The organism is Streptomyces sp. NPDC050732 (assembly GCF_040654255.1).
Classification (GTDB): domain Bacteria; phylum Actinomycetota; class Actinomycetes; order Streptomycetales; family Streptomycetaceae; genus Streptomyces.
The window spans coordinates 73,240-84,329 of sequence record NZ_JBFAHP010000009.1 but is presented as its reverse complement, the minus strand read 5'-3'; the positions used below and the strand labels follow the sequence as shown (position 1 = coordinate 84,329).

At 67.4% G+C, this 11,090-nt stretch carries 8 protein-coding genes; 3 read left to right on the top strand and 5 right to left on the bottom strand.

Features of this window, described 5'->3' with window-relative positions; translation table 11 throughout:
• Positions 1 to 32 precede the first annotated feature (32 nt).
• The 4 genes from AB0H82_RS10540 to AB0H82_RS10525 all read right to left on the bottom strand — a co-directional run bounded on the left by AB0H82_RS10540 (position 33) and on the right by AB0H82_RS10525 (position 6,566).
• Positions 33 to 3,773: a LamG-like jellyroll fold domain-containing protein gene (locus tag AB0H82_RS10540; RefSeq protein WP_362990936.1), complete on the bottom strand. Its 3,741-nt coding sequence runs from the start codon at positions 3,771 to 3,773 to the stop codon at positions 33 to 35.
• Positions 3,774 to 4,284: 511 nt separating this feature from the next.
• Positions 4,285 to 4,662 carry a hypothetical protein gene (locus tag AB0H82_RS10535; RefSeq protein WP_362991150.1) on the bottom strand — a complete coding sequence of 126 codons (378 nt, stop codon included), beginning with the start codon at positions 4,660 to 4,662 and terminating at the stop codon, positions 4,285 to 4,287.
• A gap of 129 nt (positions 4,663 to 4,791) precedes the next feature.
• Positions 4,792 to 5,608, bottom strand: a protein-coding gene (locus AB0H82_RS10530) for an IS5 family transposase (RefSeq protein ID WP_362991148.1) whose coding sequence is annotated in 2 segments (ribosomal slippage) — positions 4,792 to 5,277 and positions 5,279 to 5,608 — 816 coding nt in all. Because the reading frame shifts where the segments join, the coding sequence is not laid out codon by codon here.
• Positions 5,609 to 5,972: 364 nt separating this feature from the next.
• Positions 5,973 to 6,566, bottom strand: a complete 594-nt coding sequence (locus AB0H82_RS10525; protein ID WP_362990934.1) for a 3'-5' exonuclease — start codon at positions 6,564 to 6,566, stop codon at positions 5,973 to 5,975.
• 309 nt (positions 6,567 to 6,875) lie between these two features.
• Here AB0H82_RS10525 and AB0H82_RS10520 point away from each other — a divergent pair, with 309 nt between their 5' ends.
• From AB0H82_RS10520 to AB0H82_RS10510, 3 genes are all read left to right on the top strand, one after another.
• A complete protein-coding gene (locus tag AB0H82_RS10520) occupies positions 6,876 to 7,529 on the top strand; it encodes a phytanoyl-CoA dioxygenase family protein (protein ID WP_362991146.1) in 654 nt (217 codons plus the stop codon).
• Between the two features lie 57 nt (positions 7,530 to 7,586).
• Positions 7,587 to 8,915 (top strand): MFS transporter, encoded by a 1,329-nt coding sequence (locus AB0H82_RS10515; RefSeq protein ID WP_362990932.1) that lies wholly within the window; start codon positions 7,587 to 7,589, stop codon positions 8,913 to 8,915.
• Positions 8,916 to 9,440: 525 nt separating this feature from the next.
• The gene (locus AB0H82_RS10510; protein ID WP_362990930.1) at positions 9,441 to 9,887 is read left to right on the top strand and encodes a helix-turn-helix domain-containing protein; all 447 of its coding nucleotides are present in this window, start codon (positions 9,441 to 9,443) and stop codon (positions 9,885 to 9,887) included.
• Here the strand turns inward: AB0H82_RS10510 and AB0H82_RS10505 are convergent.
• Positions 9,830 to 10,771, bottom strand: coding sequence for an NAD-dependent epimerase/dehydratase family protein (locus tag AB0H82_RS10505; protein WP_362990928.1), 942 nt, complete (start codon positions 10,769 to 10,771; stop codon positions 9,830 to 9,832). The genes AB0H82_RS10510 and AB0H82_RS10505 overlap by 58 nt on opposite strands.
• Positions 10,772 to 11,090 lie beyond the last annotated feature (319 nt).

The window sequence follows — 11,090 nt, the reverse complement described above, 5'->3', positions numbered from 1 at the left end:
GAAGGAAAAGGCCCGGTCGGCGTCGGCGGGTGTTACGGCGAGAGTTCCGCGATCTGGCTGCCCACCTGGTCCTGGGTCATCGCCCCGGTCCACACGCGCAGTTGGGCCAGGTCGCCTGGCAGGTAGTGCCCGGTAGTAGCCTTCGCCGAGCCGCGTCCTGCAGCGAGGGCGCCGTTGCCCTGCTGCGGTGTTTTGAGGCCGGGGTTGTCATCGCCCTGCTGGACGAACGGGCCCACGTACAGCTGGGCGACGCCGAACTGCTGCTCGCCCTCGCCGTCGGTGAAATCGAGGCCTGCGTCGAAGACGCCAGTCACGTCCACCCAGGTGTCCCATTCCCTGGCGCCGATCGCCTCCTCAGCGGGGGCGAGGGCGGTATCGGTCACCTTGCCACTGGCGTCCACCGTGGTCCGGCCGAACCTCCATTGGTAGGCGTCGGCGGACATCTTCTCCACCCACAGGGCCCAGGACGACTCCTTGCCCACGGGGGTGGACTGTCCTGCGACCAGGCCGCGGTAACCGACCGGCTTGGCGGTCAGCAGGTCCTTGCTCAGCCGCACCCGCGCGGAGACCGTGAAGGAGCCGGTCTCATCGACCACGGGGCCCTCGGTAGATGCGTAGCCGGACGTTCCGTTCAGCACGAGAGCCGTCGCGTCCTCACCCGTCAGCGCGGACCCGGAACTCGAGAGGGCAAGCGTTCCACGACGGTAGGGGAAGGAGGTGCTGTTCGGATCGTCGGGATCCTCGGGGCTTTCGGTGACCTCCTTGCCGGAGGAAATGGTGGCGTCCCAGTGGGCGACCAGTTCATTGGTCGGCACTTCACCCTTTTCCACTCGGTCTTCCTTGCGGATCTCCTCCGGTGTCAGGGGACGCTGCCAGGTGGCGATCTCGTCCAGCCGGCCCAGGAAGTACTCGCCGTAGCTTCCGCCGACCTTGGAGCGGCCGATCATCATATTTCGGTCCGCCGTCCAGGGTGTGTAGGCGGGCGCGGCGTCAGCCAGCACCACCGGAGCGCCCTGGGCGCGCCCGTTGATGAAGAGCTGAATGGTGTCGTTGCTCTTGTCGGTGTCATCCTGCGTGTCGAAGACACCGGTCAGATGTGTCCACACCTTCAGCGGCGGATCGGCAGTCTTGGACATGGAGCGGATGTAGGTGGGACCGTCCTTGTCCTGGTCAGTGCGGTTGAACACCCACTTCTTGTGTGTCGCGGAGTAGTAGAGCGTGAAGGCGGAGGCATGTTCGCCCGGTCCTGACAGCACCACGCGGTTCTCGGAGGCGTCGGTGAGGTAGGCCCATGCGGAGATGGTGAAGGAATCCTGGGAGTTGACCGACACCCCGTCGGTAGAGGCGTATCCCACCTGCTGCGCGGGGGTGCTGAGGTTGTCGTTCAGCCGCAGTGCGTAGTCGCGGGCCCCGCGTCGGCCCATGGTCGACCAGCCGGTGCCGGCCTCGTCCCGCAGCACGGCGTCGTGGCGGGAGCCGACCTGCCCGGTGTCCTTAGCCGTCATCTCCCCCGAGCCCGGGGCGGCGTCATCGAAGCGCCACCGTCCGCTCGCCCCCGCAGCAGTGCTGGTCTTGAAGACGAACTCGGCCGGCGGGCCCCACCGTTTGCGGCCGTCCTTGTCGAGTTTGAGGTCGCTGGCCTCCACCGCGAGAGTCTGGGTGCCCGGCAGGCCGGGTTTGACATCCTTGACGGTCACCGAAGCGTTGGTCGAGGCGGCGTTCACCGTTTTCGTGTCCTCGGCGTCCGAAGTCAGCAGCCGCCATCGGTAGGCCTTGACGTCCTTGTCGTCCACATGGGGCTTGAAGGTGAAACTGCCCTTGGTTCCCGGCCCACCGTGGCCAGCGCAGTCATCGGCCGTGCATTCGGTGTAAGGGGAGCCGGGGACGATCGTCGGCGCCTTGGGGGCGGTGGAGTCGATGCGCAGGTAGCACCAGGACGTGTACGGCGAGAACAGATCTGCATCTCTGCCGTTGTACTTCCAGTGCGACTGTGTACGGGCCCGGAAACGATACAGGCCGCCGTCTGCTCGCTTGTCCGTATGTGTTGTCTCCAAGGTGCCGTCCGGGTGCCAGCCGGAGTCCGGTTCGTAATCGGTCCACACCTGCGACCAACTGCCCGAGGCAGTGTCGGTGCTGGAGCGCTGCATGACGAACTCTGCCTGCAGGTAACCCTCCTCCTCCCCTTCGTGCGGCTCGACCTTGGTCTGCACCCGTGCCTGCACGGTCGGTTCGGACGTAGTGACGGTCAGCGGCTTCGACGAGGTGCCGCAGTACGCCTTGGTGCCAGTGCCAGGGATGGCACCGACAGAGGTGGGCACGCCCGGCTTGTGGACGTACCAGACCTTCAGCTCGGCATTGTTGTCAAAGCGCTTCCACGCCCGCGGCTCGCCTTCGTCCTTGGCCCGCAGCATCAGCGTCAGCTTCTTGAACTTGCCGGCCGCGAGCGCACGCACCGAAGAGGTGAGATTTTCATCCTTCTCGGCGGGGTTGTCGTTGAACTCCACCCAGGAATTGGGCTGCTCCGGGCTGCACAGGTCACCACGGCCTGCGGAGACGTAGCGGTCCCCCATCTGGTCCAGCTGCTTGGGGCCCGGCCAGCGGGTCCCCTCCTTGATGTTGTCGGTGCGTTCCAGGTCCACCCAGTGAGGGGTGCAGTTGAACGACCAGGTCTCATAGGCGCGGAAGGTCGCATCCAGCACGTGCTTGCCTGCCAGCTTGGAGGGACCGAACTGGAAGTACATGCGGTCTGTATAGCCACTGGTGCTGCAGTAGTAGCCGTCGGCGATGCCGCATCGACCAACACCCTTGGGTTCGCTGAACTTCCAGAACCTGTCGCCGTCGGAGGAGAGTTTCGTCCACTCGGTCTTGCCCAACCCCACTGCCGGGTCAATGAACACCGGGTAGACCGTGTCCTTGCCGCGCAGCAGGTCCAGGTCCGGCGAGACCGAGACAGCACCGTCACCGACCGCGACCGGGAGCTCGGCACTGTTATCGCCCTCGCCGGGCTGGGTCTCGCTCTCCGGCGCCGTCTGCGCGGGTTCCATCTGGGCCTTCATGGCCGTCCGGGACCGTGCCTGCAACTGCTGGGCGGTAGCGCCGGCGGAATCCCACATCTGACCGGCCGGGCCCCGGAAGACTGCGTTGCCATCGGCATCGACCGCCCGCAGTCCCCCGCCCTCACCCGGGGTCAGGCTGAGCCCGTCGCCGGTGGCGGTGAGCTTGATCTTCTCCAGTTCGGGGCTGGCTGCCGCCTCGGCATTCTTGACAGCCAGGATCTCGTGGTAGCCCTCGGCCGTCGCCGTCAGCTGCAGGTCCACACCCTTGATCGGAACATCCGCGTACGTGGCCGTTGCGCCGTCGAGCGAGGGGGCGGGCAATGCAGTGGGCCAGCCCAACCGCAGCCCCTGTCCCTCGTGGCCCAGCCGGAGCATGTGTGTACCGTTGCCGCCGCCGGAGAAGGACAGGTCCACCACGGCCGACTTCGGCCCGACCGTGCCGTCGGAGCGTTTCTCCAGCGTGACGTCGATGCTCCGCCAGTCCCCGCCTGGGGTCCGGGCGCGCTGGGGCTCGGTTGCCTGAGTGATGACGAACGTGCCGTCCGGGTTCGCCATCGTGGTGGTGTACTCGGTGCGTTCCGCGGTCACCTCGACCGGCTCTCCTGAGGCAGCCGCCCGCTCAGAGGCGGTCTGCTCGCTCACCTCTGTCGTCGTCGACTTGGCTGGAGCCGCCTCAGTGGCCGCATGCACCACTGAAGGAAGCAACGACAGAAGCATTGCAGTCGCAGCCGTCCCCCCGATCACACGACGCTTTCTCGTACTTCGGCTACCGGCATAGCGGTGCCCCTGGCCCAACCCCACAGTCCCCACCCCAGAGTCACAAGTTCTTCACAGGCTGGGCGAGTTAACGCTTTATCAGTTCCCTAAGTCAAGGTGAATTGGATCACAAATTCAGATTCCGGATCTGCCGCCAGCAGGGCAAATGGCAGCGTGTGACCGACTTGTTCCGCAGCGGGAAGACCCGCTGACCGCGACAACGCGTGATCAAATCGGCATCCCCCAGAGCAGCAATTAGCCAATTTCCTTGCCTGTCAGGGGAGTCGGACGCACCTGCTTGCCACATGCAGAATGCCCAGTGCGGATAGCAGTTTGCTCTCATGCCATGGGAAACAGCACCACCCAGAACCAGCCACCCTTCACGAACCGGCGACCGGACCGATCACGCAACGTACGCTCCACCAACACCACAACCGATCACCCCCAGTCCAGCTCCTCGGCCAGGCCAAATTCAGATCGCCGATACGGCCCAAACAGCGCAGCACAAGCCTCTGGCGCCCAAGCCACGGGACACCCTCAGAGTCGCCCCACGTACCCGGCAGTGCCGTGGCGTTCCGTCCCTCCGGTTGCCCTGCCAAGGCAAAGCAGCGGGCAGTTGCGCCAGAGGCGGTCTTGACGATGAGAACTTGGATGAGGCCAGGCCGGGTACTGCATCCTCTTCAGCCATGTGTGTGCACCAACGCGGTGAGCTGATCGAGCAGTGCTTGGCGGGGTTGGCCAGCGATCTCTTCAGGTGCGGCCACACGCCCTCGACGGGGTCGAGATCGGGAGCGTGCGGTGGCAATTGATAGGCGGTCAGCGATGATCGGGCGTCGATCAGCTCGCGCATCGTGTGGCGGACGTGCGTATTCCAGTTGTCCCAGTTCAGCACGACGGGCCGCCGAGCTGCTGGTGTGCGGGATCCAGCAGGCGGGCATAGTCGGTCTCGGTGAAGTCCTTCCGCCGGCCCTTAGTGCTCTTAACAAAGGCGTTGGGCGTGGCAGTGGGTGATCAGGCAGACAGCGAGGCCGAGGAATGCTTCGTGGATGTCGTCGCGTCGCTCCCAGCGGATGCGCAGGCGACGGAAGCCGTGGAGCCAGGCGATCGTGCGCTCGACGACGTAGCGGAAGATGCCCAGGCCAGTGCCGTGTGGCTCGCCCCGTTTCGCGACCATGGGGCGGATCCCTCGCCGCCAGAGCAAGCGGCGGTACTTGTCATGGTTGTAGCCGCGGTCGGCCAGAAGCGCGTCAGGTCGTCGGCGCGGTCTGCCAACCCGGCCCGCCGCCGCCGGAATCCTGTCGAGCAGCGGCTCGAGTTGGGTGACGTCGTTGCGATTTCCGCCGGTCAGCGGCACCGCGAGCGGAATGTCCTGTCCGTCGGTGATGAGGTGGTGCTTGCTGCCCGGCCGTGCGCGGTCGACCGGGCTGGGCCCGTTTTTGGGCCCTTGCGTGCGGCCCGCACGTGGGAGAGCCAATCACCGCCCGTTCCCAGTCCAGCCGGTTCTTCGACCGCAGCTCGTTCAGCAGCAGCTGGTGGAGCCGTTCCCAGACGCCGGCCTCGTTCCAGGCCGGCAGGCGCCGCCAGCAGGTCATGCCCGAACCGAAGCCGAGTTCCTGGGGCAGGTACTCCCACTGGATGCCGGTGTGCAGGACGAAGAGGATCCCGCACAGCGCCTGGCGGTCCGGCACCCGCGGTCTGCCCTCGACCTTCTTCGGATCCGGCTTCGGCAGCAACGGCTTGACCAGCGACCACAGTTCATCCGACACGATCCACGGTCGCGACTGACGGTTTCCCATACCCAGACATACGAGCAGGGAGGCCGACAGCCTCATGATCAGCAGCTTTTGTTAGAGCTAGTAAGCGGCCCGTCGACGTCGAGGAACAGCAGCGGAAGCCGCACAGAGCCAGTCACAGCAGCACAAGATAGCGAGGCGCCCACCGCAGGTCGCTCAACAAGAGGGCTGCCCAGCACAGCCCGCTGCCGCTCCGGGCCCCGGACGCCAGCGACGAGGAGTAGCAGCCGAGCCGGGGCCATGCGCTCCCCCGCGGGGCTGGGGCCGGTCTTGCTGACCGGCCCCAGTCCTCGTTCGGTTCCTGTCAATCGCCCGGCGCAGGTCGGGCCCGGTTCCGGGTCCGGGCGGAAACGAATGAGAGGGCGGGCTAACAGCACCCCTCGGGCAAGGGGGAGCCGATGGCGCGCAGATGGCCGAGTGCGGCGGCGAAGGAGTAGCAGTCGAACAGCGCCGAGTGTTCCTGCCCGGAGGCAGGCTTGGGCAGGCCCAACACGCTCCACAAGCGTCCGACGTTTGCCTGCTCCGTGGCCGGTGCCACGGTGTTCAGCCAGGGGCGGATGTTGACGAAGGCTGCGTTGAGGAAGCTGTGCTTGAGCTGTTCGCCGCGGGCGCGCGCCCAGCCGACGTTCTCGCCGAGGACCACCATGTCGTTGCCGTAGGACAAGACGGTCTGGTCCCGGCAGAACCCCAGGAAGTCCCCCAGGGCCTGCGCGGCCGGGAGCCCGTCGTGGTCGACGGCCTGCTGGCTGATGCCGGTGAGCTCGGTGAAGTACGACGAGAGCCTGGTGTTGACCGTGGGCCGCACGAGAGCCTCGTACTTCTCGATGACGGTGCAGTCCTCACGCAGGCGCAACGCTCCGATCTGCACGATCTCGCGCAGTTGGCCGGGTGCTGACCAGTCCTGTTCCAGCGCGCGGGGCCACGAGGTGAATTCAAGGTCGAATACAACGAAGGTAGACACCCTGACACCCTGCCCGTCGCGACCCCGGACAGGACGCCGCAGCACCGGATGTCCGGCAGCTGTTAACGGTACGTGCATACGGCATTGAGATGTACGGAGAAGGATACCCGGACCGCTTCGGATGGAGCGGACCTATCGAATCCTTCGTATGTACAGGAGTTGTCGGTGACTACAACCCTTGATTCACCTGCGGAGTTAACGGATCGCATCGCCAGTGACGGCTGGGCCGTCGCCCGGCATCAGCTCGAACCGCACGAGATCCTCAGTGCCCGGACGCTGATCGCCGCGCACTTCCAGGCCGGTCATGGGGTGCAGCTGGAGGGGGCACGCGTGCAGCCGGCCGCCGCTCACTTCGTTCCGGGGCTCGCTTGGCTCTACGCTCACCCCCGCGTGATCGAGCTTGCCCGGACCGCGCTCGGCACCCACGACGTGATTTTCACCGGGCACAGCGACGCCCACCACGGCTTCACCCAGGGCTGGCACAAAGACAGCGGCAGCACGGCTCTGGGCGACCCGCTGGCCGGCTACTTCGGTGAACCGTCCACATCGCTCTTCCGCGGGCAGCCCGAGGTCGTGAAGGTCGGCATCTATCTCCAGGAGTCGACGGACCTCAACTGCCTGCGCGTGGACCCGGGATCGCACCTGCGCCCCGGTCTTCAGCCGCTGCGGCCCACCCGGGTCCTGATGGACGCGGGCGACCTGGTGGTGTTCGACGTACGCCTCACCCATGCCGGAGCCGTGGTCCCCGATCCGGACTCCACGGACCTGGACGCCCTGCGCGAGCGCATGTCCGCCTTCGTCACCTTCGGCCTCGACACGCCGCGCACCAGGGCCTTCGCCCGCGCGAACATGGAGCGTCAGAAGGGGCAGGTCGGACTCGGCCAGGACTCTACGGTGGCCGCCGATCACGGTCATGAGGCCCTCCTGGCCTCCCAAGGAGTGGGCACGTGGGAGGACAGCTGATCCCGCCACGGCTGATGTACGCGGCAACTCGTGGCACCAACGGCCCTCGGTGACACAGTGACCGCTCCCCAGAAGCCCAAGGCGCGCAGCGAGAAGGAAGCGGGCGCGGGCATCCCGGTCCAGGCATGGCTGTCGTGGGGTGCCGCGTCTCTCACCTACGTCATGGCCATCTTCAACCGGGGCAGCCTCGGCGTGGCCGGCCCGACAACGGCCGAGCGCCTCGGCGTCGACGCCACCGCGCTCTCTTCCTTCGCCGCGGTCCAACTCGGCGTATTCGCCGCCACCCAGGTACCGGTCGGCCTCCTGGTCGACCGATACGGGCCCCGCGCGATACTCACCGTGAGCCTGGCCGTCATGGCCGCCGGGCAGACCATGGTGGCGGGCAGCCACAGCTTCGCCCTGGTCCTCACGGGCCGTGCACTGCTGGGCTGTGGCGACGCCATGGTCATGATCAGCGTGCTACGCCTGGTCGCCTCGTGGTTCCCTCCCGCCCGTGCTCCGGTGCTCGCCCAGGTGACCGTCGTGGTCGGTACCGCGGGCGGCCTGGCCGCTGCCCCGCCGCTGTCCGCCGCACTGCGGGCCTTCGGCTGGGAGCCGGTGTTCTTCTCCGTCGCGCTGGTCACCGCGTGCATGACCGTCGGCGTGTGGCTGACCGTCCGGAACACCCCCGACGCTCACGCTCCGTCCGCGATGCGCGGCCCGTCGACGGGATCTTTGCGCTCGGCCCTGGGCGAGGCGTGGCGGCAGCCCGCCACAGCGGTGGGGTTGTGGCTGATGTTCACCGTCCACTTTCCCGTGCAGGTGTTCGTACTGCTGTGGGGCTATCCGTTCCTGACGCAGGGGCAGGGGGTGTCCGCGGTGACCGCGAGTTACCTGGTCGCGGTACCGCTCGTCGTCACCATGGTCCTGGGCCCGGTGTTCGGCATCGTCTCCGGCCGCCGCCCCCACTGGCGCCTTCCCATGGTCCTCGCGGTCACGGGCGCGACCACCGTCACGTGGGCGGTGGTGCTGCTGTGGCCGGGCGCGCACGCTCCTCTGGCCCTGCTGTTCCTGCTCACCGTGGTGCTCGGCCTGGGCAATCCGGCCGCGGTCTTCGGCCTGGACATCGCCCGCTCCGGCAGTCCGCCACACCGTGTGGGTGTGGCTTCGGGCATCGCCAACATCGGCGGTTACACGGCCGCCCTGCTCGCCATGGTGCTGATCGGCACTGCACTCGACCATGGGCAAGGTGCGGCCGCCGCCCCGGACCTCGCAGACTTCCGTGTCGCCATGGCCACGCAGCTTCTCCTCCAAGTGCTCGGGGTGAGCCTGCTCTGGCGCAGCACGAAGTCCCGACGAAATGATTTTCGAGGTGGTTCGACCGCACCAGGACCGCACCAGGACTGATGATCTGGCGTGGAACGCCTCCGGGTTCGTCGTGCTGTCGTGCGGGCCCGGCGCCCGAAGCGGCCCCGCCGGCACCGAGCGCGCAGGCTCACGCCCCGCCGGAGGGCGCGCGCCGTGTGTGCCAGGCCCGTTTGCGGCAGGTGGGAGAGCAGTAGACCGCGGAGACCGGATGGTCGACCCCGGCCGTCCATACCGCCCCGCACTGCGGACACGTGGCCGTCACGCCGGCCTTCACCGCCTCGGTCCGAACTCTCGTCCCGCCGCATCCGCCGCCAGTGCTGCGAACGGCAAGCGTCCTCGCAGAACACCGCCGTCGCCTTCGCCGACGGCATCAGCGGACCACCGCACCCTCGGCACAACCGTGGCCCTGCATCGCTCTCCTCGGCCACGACCAGCCGTAGCCGAGGCGGCCCGTCCCTGCCCATACGGCCACCGTGCGCTCGGCATTGGCTTTCGCGGGTGTGGCCTCGTCCAGCGGGGGCCGGGCGGGCTCGAAGTGGAAGCGGCGGGAGCTCCAGTCCGGGGATGAAGGGCGCTGTGGTCATGGTCCGGAGCCTGCTGTGCCGGTATGAGGTTGGTCGAAGGCTTTTTCTGGGGCCTCGCAGCCCTGATGGGCGTAATGCCAGAGCCGAAAGCCACCTGGCGAGACAGGACACTCATCGTGAGCTTCCGCACGGGCTCAGCCACGTCATCATCCCGCCGAGCCTCGTCGTACCCGAGCTGATGACGTTCCAGGCGGCGCGCATCGCGAAGCCACGCGCGTTGCTTGAGCTGACCAGCGAGCCGGTCGCCCAGATCTCCCGCAGCGTCGGCTACCTGGACGTGTCCAACTGCCGTCGGCTCTGCCGGCGCGCCACGGGCGTCACGCCGTCGGAGTACCGGAGCCGGTTCGGCATCGCGGCACGAGTCAGCCATCAGGAGGGCCTGTCGACGGGTTGGCCGGCGAGGATCCGCTCCACTCCCTCCCGATAGCTCGTGACCTGGAATTCGGGAAAGCGGGCCGCGAACTTCGAGCTGTCGAAGATGTTGTCGTCCTGGTAGCGGACGAGTAGCTCGTACATCTCGTCGAGCGGCTTGACGAAGCGGCGCCCGAGGCGGAAGGCGAGCATCGGCAGCACCGTGTAGCCGGTCTTGCGGTTGGTGACCTCGTCGGCGATCTTGATGAGCTGGGCGTAGGACTGCCGGTCCGGGTCGACCGGCAGGTGCCACGTCTGGCCGTAGGCATCCGGCGTGTTGCCGAGCAGGGCGAGAGCGCGGCTCGCGTCGGGGGTCCAGATCAGGGAACGCCTGGCATGGGCGTCGACCGGGACGAACGGCCGCTTGTCCGCCTTGATCCGGTCGAACACCAACGAGTTCGTGTAGCTCTTCGTCCGGCCGGGGCCGTAGAACTCGGGTGCGCGGCCGATCAGGGCTTCGACCCGTCCGGCCTGCATGGCATCGAGCAGCATGGTGGCGATCTGTGCGCGGACCCGTCCTTTGCGTCCGCCCGGTGCGAAGGCCGTCGACTCGGTCTGGGGCGTTGGTGTTCCGGGATACATGTAGGTGTTGTCGAAGAAGACGAGCTTCGTGCCGTGTTCAGCGCAGGCGTCGATGACGTTGCGCATCATGACGGGGAACTGGCGCTCCCACAGTTCCGAGTCCAGGGGCAGGCCGACAGTGAGGTAGGTGATGTCGCTGCCCGCGACGGCTCGGCTGGTGGCGTCGGCGTCGGTGAGGTCTGCGGCCATGAGCTCGTCGGTGTCGTTCACCCTCGACGGCTTACGGCTGACGAGGCGGATGTCCTTGGTGTGGTTGCGGTGGAGCTCGTTCACGAGCTCGTCGGCGATCGGTCCGCCGGCGCCGAGAACGGTCTGCATGGGGTCTCCTTGAGGTGGATGGTGCGGGTGCCGACGACAGCTCAGCTGCGAGCGGCGTCTTGCCACCACGGATCCGGTCGACCACCGCGGCCGGGGTGCGGACCCAGCCGATGTGGCCGCTGGCCGAGCCTTCGGGCACCTGGTCGCTGGTGTGGTGCCAGCGTGTCACCGAGGTGGACGAGAAGGGGCGATGAGCGAGGTCGTCGAACGGCCCCGACCGGCGACAACGTGTCTCGCCGAGGCTGATGACGGCGGCCGGTGCGGCGATCGGCCGGTCGACCGCGTACGGCGGTCGGCCGGTGAGCACCATGAGGGCCCA